Origin of the sequence: Frigoribacterium sp. VKM Ac-1396 (assembly GCF_015350895.1) — a bacterium.
In the GTDB taxonomy this organism is placed as follows: Bacteria; Actinomycetota; Actinomycetes; order Actinomycetales; family Microbacteriaceae; genus Frigoribacterium.
On sequence record NZ_JADKSD010000003.1, the window covers coordinates 420,698 to 437,871 of the forward strand.

Below are 17,174 nucleotides of genomic sequence, written 5' to 3' on the forward strand. Positions count from 1 at the left end.
TCAGGGCACGCGCCGTGACGACAGCACGCCGCTGACCCCGAGCACGACGACGGCCGCGGCGATGCCGATCATCGGGATCTGCCAGTTGCCGCTGACGTCGTGCAGCCCGCCGATCGCGAGCGGGCCGAGGGCCGCGATCGCGTAGCCGCCGCCCTGCACCAGGGCCGACAGGCGGCGTGCCTCGACGTCGGTCGAAGCCATGCGCACGATGACGATGAAGATGATCGTGATGCCGCCGCCCTGGGCTGCGCCGCCGAAGACCGACCACAGCAGCCAGTGCTCGGGGGCGAAGAGCAGACCCAGCGGCATCGCCGACCAGAACAAGGCGATCAGGCCGATGACCACGGCCGGTCGCACCCGCAGTGCCAGGAACGGCACGCCCAGAGCACCCACGACCGCCAGGATCTGGAAGACCGACGAACTCGCCCCCGCGGCCTCGCGCGTCAGCCCGACCTCGTCGCGCAGCAGGGTGGGCATCCAGGCCGTGAGCCCGTAGTAGCCGAAGGCCTGGCCGGCGAACGCGAGCGTCAGCCCCCACGTCGTCGCACGACGCAGCAACGGGGTGGCGGAGCGACGGCGCTCGCGGGCGTCGGCCTCGGCCTCGCCGGGCTCGACGACGTCGATGCCGCCGGTGAACACGTCGGTGGCCGAGGAGGCGCGGTGCCGGTCGTCGACCTCGGCCTGCGACCCCGGCACCACGGCCACGTTGCCGCCGAGCACCGCCACACGGGGCCCGACCGCGACCGACCAGACCACGGCGGCGAGGACGGCCAGGAGCCCCCAGGTGACGAGGGCCAGCGGCCAGCCCACGACCGAGGCGATCGGCGCCGTGGCGAGCGAGGTGATCATCGACCCGACGTTGAGGGCCGAGGTGTAGATGCCGGTGACGAAGCCGGCGCGCTCGGGGCTGAAGTCGCGGCGGATGACGACGGGCAGCACCACGTTGCCGATCGTGATGGCCACGCCGATCACGACGGTGCCGACGTAGAGCCAGACCGTGCCGCCCGCCGTCCGCAGCAGCGTGCCGAGCAGCACGCCGGCGAGGCCCAGGGTGACGGCCCGCTCGGCGCCGATGCGGCCGATCAGGGCCGAGGCGAACGGACTCGCCACGGCGAAGCAGAGCACGGGGATGCTCGTGAGCAGCCCGGCCACGACCGCGGTGAGCCCGAGGTCGGCACTCATCTGGTCGAGCACGGGGGCCGGGGCCACGATGGGCCCCCGCATGTTCAGTGCGATCAGGACGATCGCCAGGGTGAGCAGCCAGGCGGCCGGCGACCGGACGACGGTCGCGGCGCGGGTCACGCGGCGCCGCGCAGCAGCGTGACGCCGAGCAGCTCGGCCAGCTGGTCGACGTCGTCGGCGACGGCGACCGCCCCGACGTGCTCGTCGGGCTCGCCGTAGCCCCAGCCGACGATGATCGTGGGCACGCCGTGGACGGCGGCGCCCTCGACGTCGTGGTGGCGGTCGCCGATCAACACGGGCCGCGAGACGTCGGCGCCCCGCACTCGGAGCCTCGTCAGGGCCTCGGCGACGACGTCGGCCTTGGTGTTGCGCACCTCGTCGTCGGAGGCGCCGGTGATGACGTCGAGGTAGCGGTCGAGGCCGTGGGCCCGGAGGATCGCCGTGGCCGGCGTCTCGGGCTTCGAGGTCGCGGTCGAGGTCGGGATGCCGGCGGCGTGGACGGCCGCCATGAGGTCGGGGACCCCCGGGAAGACCTCGCCCTCGAGGGCGCCGTTCGCCAGGTAGTGCGAGCGGTAGAGGCGCATGGCCTCGACCAGGCGGTCGCCGTCGAGCCCGAGGCGCACCTCGAAGCTCTGGGGCAACGGTGGCCCGACCCAGGCCATGAGGTCGTCGGGCGAGGGGACCGCGAGGCCCAGTCGCTCGATGGTGTGCGAGAGGCTGGCGGTGATCGCGGGCGCCGAGTCGGCGATGGTGCCGTCGAGGTCGTAGAGGACGGCCGTGTAGGGGAGAGTCATCGCCCTCAGCTTACGGAACCGGGTCAGCAGGTGATCGTCCGCAGCGGCCACGTCGCGACGGCGGTCACCGCGGAACGCGTCGTGGCGGTGCCGCCGGCGGCCCCGCGGGCCGGGCTGCCATGGGTCCGGGCACCCCTGGTCGACGGCGGCGCCATCGTCTCGAACGACCACATCGGGTCGTCGAGGCCTCGGGTCAAGGACTCGAAGACGGGCGTCGCCTCGCGCTCGGCGGAGAGGGTGTCGAAGATGGGTGAGGTCACGGGTTGCTCCTGCGGTCGATGTCGTAGGAGAAATATAACCCTGATATGTGACCGTCACAAGGGTTCGGTCGGATCGATCAGAACAGACGCGAGTGCGAGTCGTCCAGTCCGCGCATGGCGTCGTAGTCGAGCAGCAGGGTGCGGATGCCCCGGTCGTGCGCGAGCGTCCGCGCCTGCGGCTTGATCTCTTGGGCGGCGAACACCCCGGTCACCGGGGCGAGGTGCGGGTCGCGGTTCATCAACTCGAGGTAGCGCGTGAGCTGCTCGACGCCGTCGATGTCGCCCCGACGCTTCAGCTCGACCGCCACCGCCGCGCCCTTCGCGTCGCGGGCGAGGATGTCGACCGGACCGATGGCCGTCATGTACTCGCGGCGGACCAGCGTGTGGCCCTCGCCGAGCAGGTCGATCTGCTCGGCGAGCAGCTTCTGCAGGTCGGCCTCGACGCCGTCCTTGGTCAGGCCCGGGTCGACCCCCATCTCGTGCGACGAGTCGTGCAGCACCTCGTGGATCGACACCGCGAGGATGTCGGCGGTCTTGGCCTGCGTGACCTTCCACAGTTCGACGACGCCGGCGGCGCGCTGGTCGTCGTCGGGTTCGACCGAGCGGATCGTGCACGGCGGGCTCATCCAGTTGAGGGGCTTGTAGCTGCCCCCGTCCGAGTGCACCAGCAGGCTGCCGTCGCTCTTGATCATCAGGAGGCGCGTGGCCAGGGGCAGGTGGGCGGAGAGCCGACCGGCGTAGTCGACCGAGCAGCGGGCAATGACGAGGCGCACCCGTCGATCCTAGGGCGCGGCGGCATCTGCCGAGATGACGCTTGACGAACATGAAAATGTGAAATACGTTCATTCCAGATGGTCGGCAGGACGACCTCACCCCGAACTCGACCCGGAGGAACGATGAGCACCCCGATGCACTCCACCAGCACCAGCATCAGCACCAGCACCAGCACCGCGACCCGCACGCGCGTCCTCCACGACGCGGCCGAGCTCGTGCTCGTCGACATCGCCCGCGGTCGGTACGCCCCGGGTGACACCCTCGACCTCGCCACGATCGTCCGCGAGCACGGCGTCACCCCCGGCGACGTCCAGCTCGCCTTCTACGAGCTGCGGCGGATGCGCGTGGTCGTCCGGGCGCCGTTCAGCCACGCCCACGTCGTCGTCTGGCACCGTCGCTTCAACGAGGTGCTGCTCGACGACCTCGTCCGCATGATCGCGGTCGCGGCGACGCGGGCCCCGTCGTTCGAGCAGCTCGACGAACCGGCGCACCGGGTGCCCGCCTGCGTCGCCCACGGCCTCGAGCTCGAGCCCGACGTCGCGCACTTCCTCGACCTGGCCCGCTCGATCGTCCAGGTGCTGTCGCCGTCGGCCCGACAGCACGTCCTCGACGACGTGCTGCTGCCGCTCGAGATCCTCTGCAGCACGAGCGCCGTCGTCGCCCACGGCATGACCCCCGCCCTCGGCGCGACCGTGCGCGGCGCGATCGTCGACCTGATCGAGGTCGCTGCCCACTACGGCGACTGGGCCCAGGTGCCGGTGCTCGCGGCGGACTACGTCACGGCGCTCGGCCTCGACGAACCGCGCGTCGCCCAGCACGACTGAGGCGACCGGGCCCCGAGGCGTCGTCGGCTAGGCTGCGGCACCATGAGCCGGGCAGAGGGCGACGACGCCAGACCGACCCTCGCGTCGGTGGCGCGAGCCGCCGGCGTCAGCGCGAGCACCGCCTCCTTGGCCTTCAGCGGCACCGGCCCCGTGTCGGACGAGACCCGCGCGCGGGTGCTCGCCGCGGCCGACGCCCTCGGCTACGCGGGCCCCGACCCGCGGGCGAGGTCGCTCCGCCGAGGTCGCTCCGGCATCGTCGGGGCCGTCCTCGAGTCGACGCTCAGCACGGCGTTCCGCGACCCGATCAACGTCGCGATGCTCGACGGCATCGCCGACGTCACCGGGCCGGCCGACGCCTCGCTGCTGCTGCTCACCGAGACCGCGGGCGAGCGCTCGCGGCTGCTCGACGCCCCCGTCGACGCCGTCGTCCTCTTCGGCTGCAGCACCCGCCTCGACGAGTCGGTGTCGATCATGCGTCGCCGGGGCATCCCCGTGGTGTCGATCGAGGCCCCGCCGACCGAGGGCGTGCTCGACATCGCCGAGGACAACGTCGGGTCGTCCCGCCTCCTCGCGCAGCACCTGCACGACCTCGGCCACCGTCGCGTCGCCGTGGTCGCCCTCGAGCTCGGCCCCGGTCGGTCGACCGGCGGCACGGACGACGAGCTGACCGACGAGCGCGTGGCCCGGGGCACCTCGTGGCCGACGCTCGAACGGCTGCGCGGCACCCGCCAGGTCTTCCCCGGCGTGGGCGGTCTGGCGACGCGTGGCAGCTGGACGAGCGAGGGGCACCGGGCGGGACTGCGCCTGCTCGACGTGCCCGAGGCCGAGCGGCCCACGGCGATCGTCGCCCAGAGCGACCTGCTCGCCTCGGGCGTCATCGCGGCGGCGCACGAGCTGGGCCTGTCGGTGCCGGGCGACCTCAGCGTCGTGGGTTACGACGGCGTGCGCCTCGACGACCCGCGGGCGGCGGACCTCACCACGGTCGTGCAGCCCGCCGTCGAGAAGGGCCGTGCGGCCGGTCGCGCCGTGCTCGCCCTGCTGGCCGGTGAGACCGCTGAGGGCACGACCTTCACGAGCGTGTTCCGGCCCGGCTCGACGACGGCGCCACCCCGGCGCTGACGACGGGCCCGGTGGCCAGCCCCGGCCCGTCCCCGCCCGCCCGGCTCAGTCCTTCCCGACGACCATCCACCGGTCCGACCGCGCCCGCAGCCCGAGCGTCACGGCGCGGACGCCGATGTACCCGAGGCCGAAGGCCAGCCACAGGGCGACCGTGCCCTGCGCGCCCGGCTCGACCCGCGCCTCCAGGGGGATCAGGATCGCGAGGTACACGACCGTGTTGAGCACGCCGGCCAGCGCCAGGTAGCGGGCGTCGCCCGCGCCGAGCAGCACGCCGTCGAGCACGAAGACGAACCCGGCCAGCGGGATGCCGACGGCCATCGCCAGCACGACCCGCGGCAGCAGCTCGCGGACCGCGTCGTCGCCGCTGAAGACGGGGGCGAGCAGGGGCGAGACCGCCGCCAGCAGCACGCCGAGCAGCAGGCCGCCACCGACGCCCAACACCATGAGCCGCCGGGTGATCGCGCGCACCGCGTCGCGGTCGCCCCGACCGAGCGAGTGGCCCACGAGCGCCTGGCCGGCCACGGCCAGCGCGTCGAGCGCGAACGCCAGCGTGCTGAACAGCGTCAACGCCACCTGGATCGTGGCGAGCCCCGTCACCCCCGAGGAGGCGGCGGCCCAGACGGTCGCGATCATCGCGACCCGCAGCGACGCGTTGCGCACGAGCAGCCACGCCCCCGACCGGGCCGTCCGCCCGACGCCGGCCAGCCCCGGGCGCAGCGGAGCCCCGACGGCCCGCGCGGCCCGGACGGCGATCACGACGTAGACGGCCGCCATGCCCCACTGGGCGACGACGGTGCCGGCGGCCGAGCCGGCGATGCCCCAGCCGAAGACGTAGAGGAAGACCGCGTTGAGGCCCGCGTTCGCCGCGAAGCCGACGGTGGCGACGACGAGCGGCGTGGTCGTGTCCTGCAGGCCACGCAGCAGCCCCGTCGCGGCGATCACGAGCAGCATGCCCGGCAGGCCGATCATCGACACGGTCAGGTACGTCGTGGCCGCGTCGACGACTGCCGGGTCGGTGCCGAAGAGCCCGACGAGGGGGCGGGCGACGAGGGCCCCGGTGCCGGCCAGGACGACGCCGATCAGCAGCGCGAACCACAGGCCGTCGACGCCGGCCCGGATCGCCCCGGGTCGGTCACCCGCACCGAGCCGCCGGGCCACGGTCGGCGTCGTCGCGTACGCCAAGAAGATCAGCAGCCCGAGGGCGGTCTGCAGCACCACGCTCGCGATGCCGAGCCCGGCGAGCGGGACCGTGCCGAGGTGCCCGATCATCGCCGTGTCGGTCAGCAGGAACAGCGGTTCGGCGATCAGGGCGCCGAGCGCCGGCCCCGCGAGGCCGACGATGCGGCGGTCCCAGGGCGAACGGAGGCGCGAGGTCGTCGTCGACGACGGCTCGCCGGGGTCGGGCGCCACCGTCAGTCGGTGCCCCGGGCCCGACCCACGGCCGACATGAGGTGGTAGACGACGATGGCGGCGACGGTGCCGAGGATGATGCCACCGAACGTCGCGCCGCCGAGGGCGAGGGTGAAGTCGGCGATGCCCATGATGAGGGCGATGCCGGCGGTCAGCTGGTTCTTCGGGCGGCTGAAGTCGACCTTGTTCTCGACCCAGATGCGGATGCCGATGACGCCGATCAGGCCGTAGAGCGCCGTCGTGACGCCGCCCAGCACGCCGGGCGGGATCGTGAAGATGACGGCACCGATCTTGGGCGACAGGCCGAGCAGGATCGCGACGACGCCGGCGACCCAGTACGCGGCGGTCGAAAAGACGCGGGTGGCGCTCATCACGCCGATGTTCTCGCCGTAGGTGGTCGTCGCCGAGCCGCCGCCGAGGCCGGCCAACACCGTGCTGAGGCCGTCGGCGAAGAGGGCGCGGCCGGTGAGCGGGTCGAGGTTGCGCCTGGTCAGCTGGCCGACGCCCTTGACGTGTCCGACGTTCTCGGCGATCAGGGCGAGCACGACCGGCAGGAACCCCAGGTAGACCGGCAGGGCACCCGGGTCGAAGGCGGGGGCCGTGAAGGTCGGCAGGCCCACCCAGGCGGCGTCGCCCACCGCGCCGAAGTCGACCTCGCCGAGCAGCAGCGCGGCGACGTAGCCGACGACGACGCCCACGAAGATCGACAGGCGGCCGAGGAGTCCCCTGAACAGCACGGCGCTGAGCACGACGGCGGCGAGCGTGATGATCGCGGTGAGCGGGGCCTCCGCGAAGTTGTCGCGGGCGGCCGGGGCCAGGTTGAAGCCGATCAGCGCGACGATGGCGCCGCTGACGACCGGCGGCAGCAACGCGTCGATCCACCGGGTGCCCGCCAGGTTGACGACCACGCCGACGATCGCGAGCAGCACGCCGACCACCACGATGCCGCTGAGCGCCAGGGGCATGCCGCCGACGTCCTGCGCCGCAGCGATCGGTGCGAGGAACGCGAACGACGAGCCGAGGTAGCTCGGCAGCCGGTTCTTCGTGATGATCAGGAAGAGCAGGGTGCCGATGCCCGAGAAGAGCAAGGTCGTGCTCGGCGGGAACCCCGTGAGGATCGGCACCAGGAAGGTCGCGCCGAACATCGCCACGACGTGCTGGCCGCCCAGCCCGATGGTGCGCGGCCAGGTGAGTCGTTCTTCGGGTGCGACGATCTCGGTCGCGTCGACCGTTCGTCCGTCGCCGTGCAGCGACCAGGGGAGTGCCATGCCCAGAACTGTAGCGGCGGGGCCGCCGTAGGCTGGCGGGCATGACGAGCGATGCACTGAGCAGCGGAATCCAGACCGACGAACTCGACCCGGCGGTCCGCCCGCAGGACGACCTCTTCCGGCACGTCAACGGGAAGTGGATCGACCGCACCGAGATCCCCGACGACAAGGCGCGCTACGGCTCCTTCTACCTGCTGGCCGAAGAGGCCGAGAAGGCCGTCCACGAGATCGTCGTCGAGTCGCAGTCGGCCGAGCCCGGCACCGAGGCCCGCAAGGTCGGCGACCTGTTCACCAGCTTCACCGACGAAGAGCACGTCGAGGCGCTGGGTGCCGCCCCCCTCGAACCACTGCTGGCCCAGGTCGACGACGTGACCGACGTGACCTCGTTCACGGGCCTCCTCGGCTCGCTCGAGAAGCAGGGCGTGCCGAGCGTCGTGCAGCTCTTCGTCGACAACGACCCCGGCGACCCCGAGCGCTACGTCGTGTTCGCCGAGCAGGGCGGCCTCGGGCTGCCCGACGAGTCGTACTACCGCGAGGAGAAGTTCGAGTCGGTGCGCACCGCGTACCGCGCCTTCGTCGAGCAGATGCTCGACCTCGCCGGGCTCGACGAGCCGGGCGCACGGGCCGACCGCGTGGTCGCCCTCGAGGTCGACCTGGCCTCGCACCACTGGAGCAACGTCGCCACGCGCGACAGCGACAAGACCTACAACCTGATGCCGTGGGCCGAATTCGACGCGCTCGCCGAGGGCGTCGACCTGACGGTCTGGCGGGACGCCGTCGGCGGGCCGGCCGGCGTCTTCGACGAGCTCGTCGTGCGCGAGCCCTCGTTCGTGACCGGCCTGGCCACGCTGCTGACCGACGACCGCATCGACGCCTGGCGCGACTGGCTGCGCTGGCAGATCGTCCGCTCGATGGCGGCCTACCTGTCGACGCCCTTCGTCCAGGCCAACTTCGGCTTTTACGGTCGCACCCTGACCGGCACCCCCGTGCAGCGGGCCCGCTGGAAGCGCGGCGTCTCGCTCGTCGAGGGCGCGCTCGGCGAGGCCGTCGGCCGCATCTACGTCGAGCGGCACTTCGCGAACGACGCCAAGGCCGCGATGGACGTCCTCGTCGCCCACCTCGTCGAGGCCTACCGGCAGAGCATCTCGCAGCTCGCCTGGATGACCGACGAGACCCGCGCCCGCGCCCTCGACAAGCTCGAGAAGTTCACGCCCAAGATCGGGTTCCCCTCGACGTGGCGCGACTACTCGGCGCTCGAGATCGACCCGACCGACCTCGTCGGCAACGTGCGGGCGACCGCCGCGTTCGGGTTCGACCGCGAGCTGGGCAAGATCGGCAAGCCCCTCGACCGCGACGAGTGGTTCATGACGCCGCAGACCATCAACGCGTACTACAACCCCGGCATGAACGAGATCGTGTTCCCCGCGGCGATCCTGCAGTTCCCGTTCTTCGACGAGACCCGCGACGCGGCCGCCAACTACGGGGCGATCGGCGCCGTCATCGGCCACGAGATCGGCCACGGCTTCGACGACCAGGGCTCCAAGTACGACGGCGACGGCAAGCTCACCGACTGGTGGACCCCTGCCGACCGAGAGGCCTTCGAGAAGCTGACCTCGTCGCTCATCGCGCAGTACGACGCGCTCGCCCCGAAGCAGGTGCCCGACCACCACGTCAACGGCGCCCTGACCATCGGCGAGAACATCGGCGACCTCGGCGGCCTCTCGATCGCCTGGAAGGCCTACCTGATCTCGCTCGACGGCACCGAGCCGCCCGTGATCGACGGCCTGACCGGCGCCGAGCGGTTCTTCCTCAGCTGGGCCCAGGCCTGGCAGATCACGCTGCGCGACGAAGAGGCCGTCCGGCTGATCTCGATCGACCCTCACTCGCCGAACGAGTTCCGGTGCAACCAGATCGTCCGCAACATCGACGAGTTCTACGACACCTTCGGCGTGACCGAGACCGACGCCCTGTGGCTGCCGGCCGAGGAGCGCGTCACGATTTGGTAGACCCCGGGCCCGGCCGCCGCGCCCGACGCGGGGGCGACGACGACTCCGACCACGAACCGCGTCACGGCGGCGGTCGCGCGCTCGAGTCGTTCGCCTCGTCGTTCGCGGCGCTCGGCGACCTGGCGCTCGCGGGCGGGCAGGTCTCGGCGTCGGTCAGCGACCTCGACTCGGGCGACGACCTGCTGAGCGTCGACGAGCACCTGGCGCTGCCGGTCGGCCAGCTCGGCGCCGTGCTGCTGCTGATCGAGGTGTCGGCCCGCATCGAGGACGGCACGCTGCGTCCCCTCGACGAGCTCGAGCGCCCCGGCGCCCCCGGCGACCAGGGGCCGGGCGGCGTCTGGCCCTACCTGCGTCGCACGCGCCTGCCGGTGACCGACGCGGCCACCCTCGTGGGGGCGTTCCGCGACGCGGCCGCGATCGACGCCCTGATCGGCCTGGTGGGCCTGGCCGCCGTCCGCGCCCGTGGCGAGTCGCTCGGCCTGACGAAGACCGCGTTGCTCGACGTGACGCGGGCGACGCGCGGGCCGGACGACGCACCGGCGCTGGCCGTCGGCACGGCCCACGAGCTCGCCGGGCTGGCGGTGTCGCTGGCCCGCGGCGAGGTCGTCGACCGGTCGGTGTCGAACCGGGTGCTCGGCTGGTTGTCGCTCGGCGCCGACACCTCGCTCGTCGCGGCACCGTTCGGCCTCGACCCGCTCGGGCACCGGCGGCTCGACCACGACCTCCAGATCGTCCACGCGACCGGTGGCGACGCGGGCGTGCGGGCCGAGCTGGGCGTGCTGCGCGGGCCCCGGCGCAGCGTCGCCTACTGCGTCGTCGTGACGTTCGACGAACTCACCCTCGCCCACCGCCTCCGGGCCCTCGAGGCGGTGCGCGCGGTGGGGACCGACGCGCTCGAGTACGTGCACTGACCCGCCTCGGGCCCTTCGCGGCCCTGCCCTGCCCGGCCCTGCACGGCCGGCCGGCCGGCTCCGCGACCCGGCCCGCCCGGGTCAGTCGACCAGGTCGAGCCCCCGCAGGCGGTCGAGCGTGGCGACGCCCGCCGGGGGGCAGCGGTCGGCGTCGGCCGACGTCACCCAGTGCACCGCGCCCACCTCGGCCGCGGGTGCCGGCTCGGGGCTGGTCGGGTCGAGGTCGGCGGCGAAGACCGTCATCGCCACCTGGCGCCCCTCGGGCTCACCGTGCGCCTGCGTCACGACGGTGAACAGCTCGGCCACGGTCGCCGGGTCGAGCTCGACGCCGACCTCTTCGCGTGACTCGCGGACGAGGGCCTCGGCCGACGTCTCGCCGGGCTCGAGCTTGCCGCCCGGCAGGTACAACACGTCACGGTCGCGCGCGGTGACCATGAGCATCCGCCGGTCGCGGACGAGGGCGAGCGCGCTGACGACGATGGTGTCCATCAGGCCATCTTCGGGCACGACGACGGTGGGCCGGCGCACGGCCGACCGGCGGCCGGTCAGCCCGCCGAGGCCCGACGGTCGTCGTCGACGGCCCGCAGGCTCGAGGACGAGGAGGCGCGGCGCGCGTCGGTCACGCCGAACAGCGCCTCGAGACCGTCGCGGAACTCGTCGCCGCGGCCCTCGCGGGCCAGCTCGCGTGCCCGGACGGACGGGGTGTGCAGCAGGACGCCGGCGAGGTGGCGCAGCGCCGACTCGGTGCGCTCGGACGAGTCGCCGCGCGACCGGGCGCGCTCGATCTCGGCGTCGAGCAGGTCGAAGACGTGCTTGCGCAGCGCGACGACCGAGGGGGTGAGCGACTGTTCGGCGGCGACGGCCTGGAACTCGGCGGCCGCCGACGACACGAGGGCGCGGGCGTCGTCGGCCGCGCTGAGCTGGGGCAGCGGGGCGTGCAAGCTGATGGTCTCGAGGTCGAGCAGCTCGACGCCCTCGACGTCGGAGACGAGCGGGTCGACGTTGCGGGGCAGGCCGAGGTCGATGACCAGGCGGCGGCCGCCGGGGCGCACGACGTCGCGGGTGACGACCGGCTCGGTGGTCGAGGTGCAGGTGATCAGCACGTCGCTCCAGGCGACGGCTGTCGCGAGGTCGTCGTAGGGCGTCGCGGCGTGCTTGAGGCCGAACCACTCGGCTCGGCCCGAGCCCGAGTAGACGGCCAACTGGTCGGCGCCCCGGTCGCGCAGGGCCGCGACGGTGGTGGCCGCGTACTGGCCGGTGCCCACGATGAGGACGCGCGCCTCGGCCCAGTCGGTCACGCGCGAGGACGCCAGCTCGAGGGCGAGGCGGACGAGGGACCGACCCGCGCCTCCGACGTTCGTCTGGTTCTTGATGCCGCGCGAGGTCTGCGACGCCTTCTGGAAGAGCCGTTCGAGGTCGCGCGAGGTGGTGCCGTCGTGACGGGCGCGCTCGAGCGAGCGTCGCACCTGGCCCGAGATCTCGTCCTCACCGACGACGACCGACTCGAGGCCCGAGCTGACGGCGAAGAGGTGCTCGACGACCTCGTCGCCCGTGATGACCCGGACGCTGTCGCGCAGGTCGTCGGCCTCGACGCCGCTGGCGGTGCTCATCGTCTCGATGGTCGCCTCGACGGCGAGGGCGCTGCCCGCGGTGAGGGGCTCGTCGACGTCGAGGTAGGCCTCGAAGCGGTTGCAGGTCGCGAGCACGACGGCGCCGCTGACGAAGTCGCTGCCGTCGACCAAGGTGCCCACCGCCGAGGGTGCGCCGATGCTCAGCCTCTCGAGGAGGTCGAAGCTGGCGTTCCGGTGGGACGCCGTGAGGCAGATGAGCACTGGGTGATCCTAACTCTGATCGGCGTTTTCGGCTGGGCGTTGACTCGACGTCGAGTGGCCGGGAATGCCGCACGACGGTTGCAACTTGCAACACGAGGGCCCGGCCTCGCATTCCGACCGGGCCCGCCCCGCATCGACCAAGGAGACACCATGACCTCGACCACCAGCATCCAGTGGCAGCTCGTCGCCCGCCCGCACGGCGAGCCCACCCCCGACGACGTCGCCCGCGTCGAGGTGACGCTGCCCGAGCTCGCCGACGGCGAGGTGCGCGTGCAGAACGAGTACCTGTCGGTCGACCCCTACATGCGCGGTCGGATGAACGACGTGAAGTCGTACGTCCCGCCGTTCGCCCTCGGCGAGACCATGACCGGCGGTGCCGTGGGGCGCGTCGTCGAGTCGCGCTCGGACGACCTGGCCGTCGGCACGGTCGTGCTGCACGAGCAGGGCTGGCGTGACGTGGCCCAGGGAGGCGCGGCCGCGTTCCGTGCCGTGCAGCCGGTCGACGGCGTGCCCCTGTCGGCGTACCTGGGCGTGCTCGGCCTCACCGGCCTCACGGCGTACGTCGGCCTGACCGAGATCGCCGGCATCCGCGAGGGCGACGTCGTCTTCGTCTCGGGTGCCGCCGGGGCCGTCGGCACGATGGTCGGCCAGATCGCCCGGCTCAAGGGCGCCTCGCGCGTGATCGGCAGCGCCGGTTCGGCCGAGAAGGTCGAGCTGCTCACCTCGAAGTACGGCTTCGACGCCGCCTTCAACTACCGCGACGGCGACGTCACCGAGCTGCTCACCGAGGCCGCGCCCGACGGCATCGACCTCTACTTCGACAACGTCGGCGGCGACCACCTCTCGGCCGCCCTCGCCTCGTTCCGCACCGGCGGTCGCGCCGCCCTCTGCGGTTCGATCGCGAACTACAACTCGACCGGCGCCCCGGTCGGCATCACCGGCATGACGAACATGGTCACCCGCGGGCTGACCATGAAGGGCTTCACGCTCGGCGACTACCGCCACCTCGCTCCGGCGTTCCAGTCCGAGATGGGCCCGTGGCTCGCCGCGGGCGACGTCGTGTACGACGAGACCGTCGTCGAGGGCGTCGACTCGACGTTCGACGCCTTCACCGGGCTGATGCGCGGTGACAACGTCGGGAAGATGGTCGTCAAGGTCTCGTGACCCGCGCCTCCTCGGCCCGACGCGCCTCGCTGACCCGACGCGCCTCGTCGACTCGACGCCCAGCGGGCGATGGGAGGATCGACCCCGTGACCCAGAACCCCGCCCTGCCCGATCAGCACCCCCTGGCCACCGGCCTCACGACCCGGTCGCCGCTCGTCCGTGCCCTGCGCGGCGACCGACCCGAGACGGTGCCGGTGTGGTTCATGCGCCAGGCGGGGCGCTCGCTGCCCGAGTACCGCGAGCTGCGCGTCGGCACCAAGATGCTCGACGCCTGCCTCACCCCCGACCTGGCGAGCGAGATCACGTTGCAGCCGGTGCGCCGCCACGGCGTCGACGCGGGCATCTTCTTCAGCGACATCGTCGTGCCGATCAAGCTGGCCGGCGTCGCGGTCGACATCGTGCCCGGTCGCGGGCCGGTGCTCGAGACGCCGATCCGCACGGCGGCCGACGTCGCGGCCCTCCGGCCGATCGACCAGGAGGCGCTGGCCCCGATCGCCGCGGGCGTCGCCCAGACCGTCGCGCAGCTCGGCAGCACGCCGCTGATCGGGTTCGCCGGTGCCCCCTTCACCCTTGCCGCCTACCTCGTCGAGGGTGGCCCGTCGAAGGACCACATCCGGGCCCGCGCCCTGATGCACGGCGACCCCGAGACCTGGGACGCCCTGCTCACCTGGGCGGCCGACGTGACGGGTGCCTTCCTGCGGGCGCAGGTGCTCGCCGGCGCCAGCGCCGCCCAGCTCTTCGACTCGTGGGTCGGCTCGCTGTCGCTCGCCGACTACACCGCGCACGTCGCCCGCCACTCGGCCCGCGCCCTGTCGCACGTGGCCGACCTCGACGTGCCGCGCATCCACTTCGGCGTCGGCAGCGGCGAGGTGCTCGCCGCCATGCGCGACGTGGGCACCGACGCGGTGGGCGTCGACTGGCGCATCCCGCTCGACGAGGCCTCGCGTCGGCTGGGCGGGGCGACCCCCGTGCAGGGCAACGTCGACCCGGCGATGCTGCAGGCGCCCTGGCCCGTGCTCGAGGCCCACGTGCGCGAGGTCGTCGAGCGCGGTCGGGCGGCCCCCGCCCACGTGCTCAACCTCGGCCACGGCGTCAGCCCCGAGACCGACCCCGACGTGCTGACACGCATCGTCGAGCTCGCCCACACGCTGTGACCCCGCCCGTCGCCACCTCGGGCGGCGCCGTCGACGTCGCCGTGGTCGGCGGCGGCATGGGCGGCATCGTGCTCGCCCGCGACCTGGCCGCCGCCGGGCTGGGCGTCGTGCTCTTCGAGGCGTCCGACCGGCTCGGCGGCGAGGTCTCGCGCCACGTGGTCGCCGGCATCGCCCTCGACGCCGGGGCCGAGAGCTTCGCGACCCGTGGCGGCACCGTCGCCGGCTTCGCGACCGAGCTCGGCCTGGGCGACGACATCGTCCTGCCCGACCCGCGCGGCGCCTGGCTGCACGAGGCCGACGGCGAGTCCTTTCCCATCCCGCGCACGGGGCTGCTCGGCATCCCCGGCGACCCGACCGCGCCCGACGTCCGGGCCGTGGTCGGCGAGGTCGGGGTGCGGCGTGCGCTCGCCGACGCGGACCTGCCCGCCGACGTCGGGTCCGAAGAAACCACGCTGGGGGGTCTCGTGCGCGCCCGCATGGGCGACGCCGTCGTCGATCGGCTCGTCAGCCCCATCGTCTCGGGGGTCCACTCGCTGCACCCCGACCTGCTCGCCGCCGACCGGGTCGCCCCGGGGCTGCGCTCGGCCCTGCAGCGCGAGGGCAGCCTCGCCGCCGCCGTGCTCGGGCTGCGCGCGCTCGCCCCGGCCGGCTCGGCGGTGGCCGGCATCCGGGGCGGCCTGGCCCGGCTGGTCGACCCGATCGTCGCCGACCTCGACCGGCTCGGGGTCGACGTCCGCCTCGGCACCCGCGTCCGGTCGATCGACGAGACGGGCGTCGAGACCGCCGACGGTGCGCACGTCCGGGCGCGACGGGTCGTGCTCGCCGTCGGAGACCACGACGCGGTGGCCCTGACGACCCGCGCCTCCTCGGTGCCGCCCGGGGCGATCACGCTCGCGACCCTGGTCGTCGAGCGCCCCGAGCTCGACGCGGCCCCCCGCGGCACGGGCGTCCTCGTCGCCCCCGGCTCGACCGGCCTGCGCGCCAAGGCGCTCACCCACGCCACGGTCAAGTGGAGCTGGCTCGCCGACCTCGCCGAAGGGCGCCACGTGCTGCGGCTCAGCTTCGACTCGCCCGTCGTCGACCGGGGCACGCCCGACGCCGAGGTGCGCGACGCGGCGCTCGCCGACGCCTCGACGCTGCTCGGCGTCGACCTCGCCGACCGCCACCTGGTCGGCTTCGGCCGCGCCACCTGGGACTCCCCGCGCCGGGCCGAGGCGGCGGCCGTGACCACGCCCGTGGTCGAGGTCGTGCAGGCAGGAGGCGCGGTGGCGGGCCGCGGGCTCGCCGCGATCGTCGCGCACTCGCGTCGTCAGGCCGCCACCCTCGTGGCGTCGCTCACGTCGTCCCCGCCGCGCGACTGAGCCCACGGGGTCGGTCGGGTTCGGTCCGGCGCGGGCGTCCGGCAGCCCGCTCGGGCTACATTGGACGGACGTGTGCGGCACATGCCGTCGCGCGTACGACCACGAATGGAGTCCCCGTGCGAGGCAAACTGATCTTCGTCGCCGGAGCCGCTGTCGGATTCGTGCTCGGCGCCCGCGCCGGTCACGACCGGTACGAGCAGATCACCGAGAGGGCGTCCAAGGTCTGGAACAGCCGGGCGGTGCAGCGTCAGGTCGTCAAAGGCCAGGACTTCGCCGGCGCCAAGACGGCCGACGGCGTCGACGCCGTCGTCACGGGGATCACCCGCGGCATCTCCAAGCTCTTCGGCGGCGGTCGCAAGAAGTGACCGACTCGACGCGCAGCGACAAGGTGCGGCACAAGACGAAGCCGCGGTCGCTCTTCGCCCTCGTGCAGGACGTCCCGTCACTGGTCACCGACCTCGTCAAGGGCGAACTGGCCCTGCTCAAGTACGAGGTCATCGGCACGCTCAAGGCGTTCGGCATCGGCGCGGGGTTCCTCGTCGGGGCCCTCGTCTTCGTCTTCGCGATGCTCGGCGTGCTGCTGACCGGCATCGTCCTGCTGCTCGCCATCTGGTTGCCCGGCTGGGCCTCGGCGCTCATCGTCGCGGGCGTGCTGTTGCTCGTGGCCGCCCTGCTCGCGTTCCTCGGGTACAAGGCGATCAAGAAGGGGCTGCCTGCCGTCCCCGAGAAGACCATCGCCAGCCTCAAGGCCGACCTCAAGGCCGTCAAGGGCGTGGGCTCGATCCCCGGCGCCCGCCTCGACGACCGCTGACGCGCCTCCTCGACGGGCGCCGACGCGCCTCGTCGACCCTCCCGCCTTCCCCGTTCCCGACAGGAGCCCCATGAGCGACAGCAGCGACATCCAGGCCAACATCGACCGCACGCGCGCCGAGCTCGCGGCCACCCTCAACGAGCTCGAAGACAAGCTGAACGTGCCCAAGCAGCTCGGCATCGCCGGTCACCGGGCCAAGTCGTCGTTCGACCGCGACAAGACCCCGTGGCTCGCCGCCGCCGGGGCGGGTGCGCTGGCCGTCGCGGGCGTCGTCGTCGCGGTCGTCAAGCGACGCTGACCGACT

Annotated in this window: 18 protein-coding genes; 10 read left to right on the forward strand and 8 right to left on the reverse strand. The window is 73.2% G+C overall.

Annotated features, from left to right (window positions below):
- From ITJ55_RS14290 to nucS, 4 genes are all read right to left on the reverse strand, one after another.
- The gene (locus tag ITJ55_RS14290) at positions 1 to 1,302 is read right to left on the reverse strand and encodes a CynX/NimT family MFS transporter (RefSeq protein WP_370544182.1); all 1,302 of its coding nucleotides are present in this window, start codon (positions 1,300 to 1,302) and stop codon (positions 1 to 3) included.
- The gene (locus tag ITJ55_RS14295) at positions 1,299 to 1,976 is read right to left on the reverse strand and encodes an HAD hydrolase-like protein (RefSeq protein ID WP_194595987.1); all 678 of its coding nucleotides are present in this window, start codon (positions 1,974 to 1,976) and stop codon (positions 1,299 to 1,301) included. Before ITJ55_RS14295 ends, ITJ55_RS14290 begins: the two co-directional genes overlap by 4 nt.
- Before the next feature lie 23 nt (positions 1,977 to 1,999).
- Positions 2,000 to 2,236, reverse strand: coding sequence for a hypothetical protein (locus ITJ55_RS14300; protein WP_194595988.1), 237 nt, complete (start codon positions 2,234 to 2,236; stop codon positions 2,000 to 2,002).
- Between the two features lie 77 nt (positions 2,237 to 2,313).
- A complete protein-coding gene (gene nucS, locus ITJ55_RS14305; RefSeq protein ID WP_056260177.1) occupies positions 2,314 to 3,009 on the reverse strand; it encodes an endonuclease NucS in 696 nt (231 codons plus the stop codon).
- A 135-nt stretch (positions 3,010 to 3,144) separates the two neighbouring features.
- Between nucS and ITJ55_RS14310 the strand changes: the two genes are divergently transcribed.
- Together ITJ55_RS14310 and ITJ55_RS14315 are read left to right on the forward strand one after the other, a co-directional pair.
- Complete coding sequence (locus ITJ55_RS14310) at positions 3,145 to 3,834, forward strand: hypothetical protein (protein ID WP_194595989.1); 690 nt, start codon at positions 3,145 to 3,147, stop codon at positions 3,832 to 3,834.
- A gap of 42 nt (positions 3,835 to 3,876) precedes the next feature.
- Positions 3,877 to 4,953, forward strand: a complete 1,077-nt coding sequence (locus tag ITJ55_RS14315) for a LacI family DNA-binding transcriptional regulator (RefSeq protein WP_194595990.1) — start codon at positions 3,877 to 3,879, stop codon at positions 4,951 to 4,953.
- Between the two features lie 45 nt (positions 4,954 to 4,998).
- Here the strand turns inward: ITJ55_RS14315 and ITJ55_RS14320 are convergent, their stop codons facing one another.
- Both ITJ55_RS14320 and ITJ55_RS14325 read right to left on the reverse strand, forming a co-directional pair.
- Positions 4,999 to 6,363: an MATE family efflux transporter gene (locus ITJ55_RS14320; protein ID WP_194595991.1), complete on the reverse strand. Its 1,365-nt coding sequence runs from the start codon at positions 6,361 to 6,363 to the stop codon at positions 4,999 to 5,001.
- Between the two features lie 2 nt (positions 6,364 to 6,365).
- The gene (locus tag ITJ55_RS14325) at positions 6,366 to 7,631 is read right to left on the reverse strand and encodes a uracil-xanthine permease family protein (protein WP_194595992.1); all 1,266 of its coding nucleotides are present in this window, start codon (positions 7,629 to 7,631) and stop codon (positions 6,366 to 6,368) included.
- A gap of 41 nt (positions 7,632 to 7,672) precedes the next feature.
- Here ITJ55_RS14325 and ITJ55_RS14330 point away from each other — a divergent pair, with 41 nt between their 5' ends.
- Complete coding sequence (locus ITJ55_RS14330; RefSeq protein WP_194595993.1) at positions 7,673 to 9,637, forward strand: M13 family metallopeptidase; 1,965 nt, start codon at positions 7,673 to 7,675, stop codon at positions 9,635 to 9,637.
- A complete protein-coding gene (locus tag ITJ55_RS14335) occupies positions 9,631 to 10,548 on the forward strand; it encodes a serine hydrolase (protein ID WP_194595994.1) in 918 nt (305 codons plus the stop codon). The genes ITJ55_RS14330 and ITJ55_RS14335 overlap by 7 nt, the downstream gene beginning before the upstream one ends.
- 81 nt (positions 10,549 to 10,629) lie before the next feature.
- On the opposite strand, the gene ITJ55_RS14340 is transcribed toward ITJ55_RS14335, so the two are convergent.
- Together ITJ55_RS14340 and ITJ55_RS14345 are read right to left on the reverse strand one after the other, a co-directional pair.
- Positions 10,630 to 11,037, reverse strand: a complete 408-nt coding sequence (locus tag ITJ55_RS14340) for an NUDIX domain-containing protein (RefSeq protein WP_194595995.1) — start codon at positions 11,035 to 11,037, stop codon at positions 10,630 to 10,632.
- A gap of 56 nt (positions 11,038 to 11,093) precedes the next feature.
- Positions 11,094 to 12,380, reverse strand: a complete 1,287-nt coding sequence (locus ITJ55_RS14345) for a glutamyl-tRNA reductase (RefSeq protein WP_194595996.1) — start codon at positions 12,378 to 12,380, stop codon at positions 11,094 to 11,096.
- Positions 12,381 to 12,530: 150 nt separating this feature from the next.
- Between ITJ55_RS14345 and ITJ55_RS14350 the strand changes: the two genes are divergently transcribed.
- The 6 genes from ITJ55_RS14350 to ITJ55_RS14375 all read left to right on the forward strand — a co-directional run bounded on the left by ITJ55_RS14350 (position 12,531) and on the right by ITJ55_RS14375 (position 17,168).
- Positions 12,531 to 13,544 carry an NADP-dependent oxidoreductase gene (locus ITJ55_RS14350; protein WP_194595997.1) on the forward strand — a complete coding sequence of 338 codons (1,014 nt, stop codon included), beginning with the start codon at positions 12,531 to 12,533 and terminating at the stop codon, positions 13,542 to 13,544.
- An 86-nt stretch (positions 13,545 to 13,630) separates the two neighbouring features.
- On the forward strand, positions 13,631 to 14,698 hold the full coding sequence (gene hemE, locus ITJ55_RS14355) for a uroporphyrinogen decarboxylase (protein ID WP_194595998.1): 1,068 nt from the start codon (positions 13,631 to 13,633) through the stop codon (positions 14,696 to 14,698).
- Positions 14,695 to 16,059, forward strand: a complete 1,365-nt coding sequence (locus ITJ55_RS14360) for an NAD(P)/FAD-dependent oxidoreductase (protein WP_370544183.1) — start codon at positions 14,695 to 14,697, stop codon at positions 16,057 to 16,059. The genes hemE and ITJ55_RS14360 overlap by 4 nt, the downstream gene beginning before the upstream one ends.
- 116 nt (positions 16,060 to 16,175) lie before the next feature.
- Positions 16,176 to 16,424 carry a hypothetical protein gene (locus tag ITJ55_RS14365; protein ID WP_056260155.1) on the forward strand — a complete coding sequence of 83 codons (249 nt, stop codon included), beginning with the start codon at positions 16,176 to 16,178 and terminating at the stop codon, positions 16,422 to 16,424.
- Positions 16,421 to 16,870 (forward strand): phage holin family protein, encoded by a 450-nt coding sequence (locus tag ITJ55_RS14370; protein ID WP_370544184.1) that lies wholly within the window; start codon positions 16,421 to 16,423, stop codon positions 16,868 to 16,870. Before ITJ55_RS14365 ends, ITJ55_RS14370 begins: the two co-directional genes overlap by 4 nt.
- Positions 16,871 to 16,940: 70 nt before the next feature.
- Positions 16,941 to 17,168, forward strand: coding sequence for a DUF3618 domain-containing protein (locus ITJ55_RS14375; RefSeq protein WP_194595999.1), 228 nt, complete (start codon positions 16,941 to 16,943; stop codon positions 17,166 to 17,168).
- The last annotated feature ends 6 nt before the right edge of the window (positions 17,169 to 17,174 follow it).

Bases quoted from the DNA above. Each gene is read 5' to 3' on its own strand.
- ITJ55_RS14350 (WP_194595997.1), top strand. From the start codon at position 12,531: ATGACCTCGACCACCAGCATCCAGTGGCAGCTCGTCGCCCGCCCGCAC.
- ITJ55_RS14325 (WP_194595992.1), bottom strand. From the start codon at position 7,631: ATGGCACTCCCCTGGTCGCTGCACGGCGACGGACGAACGGTCGACGCG.
- ITJ55_RS14375 (WP_194595999.1), top strand. From the start codon at position 16,941: ATGAGCGACAGCAGCGACATCCAGGCCAACATCGACCGCACGCGCGCC.
- ITJ55_RS14330 (WP_194595993.1), top strand. From the start codon at position 7,673: ATGACGAGCGATGCACTGAGCAGCGGAATCCAGACCGACGAACTCGAC.
- ITJ55_RS14310 (WP_194595989.1), top strand. From the start codon at position 3,145: ATGCACTCCACCAGCACCAGCATCAGCACCAGCACCAGCACCGCGACC.
- ITJ55_RS14295 (WP_194595987.1), bottom strand. From the start codon at position 1,976: ATGACTCTCCCCTACACGGCCGTCCTCTACGACCTCGACGGCACCATC.
- ITJ55_RS14315 (WP_194595990.1), top strand. From the start codon at position 3,877: ATGAGCCGGGCAGAGGGCGACGACGCCAGACCGACCCTCGCGTCGGTG.
- ITJ55_RS14340 (WP_194595995.1), bottom strand. From the start codon at position 11,037: ATGGACACCATCGTCGTCAGCGCGCTCGCCCTCGTCCGCGACCGGCGG.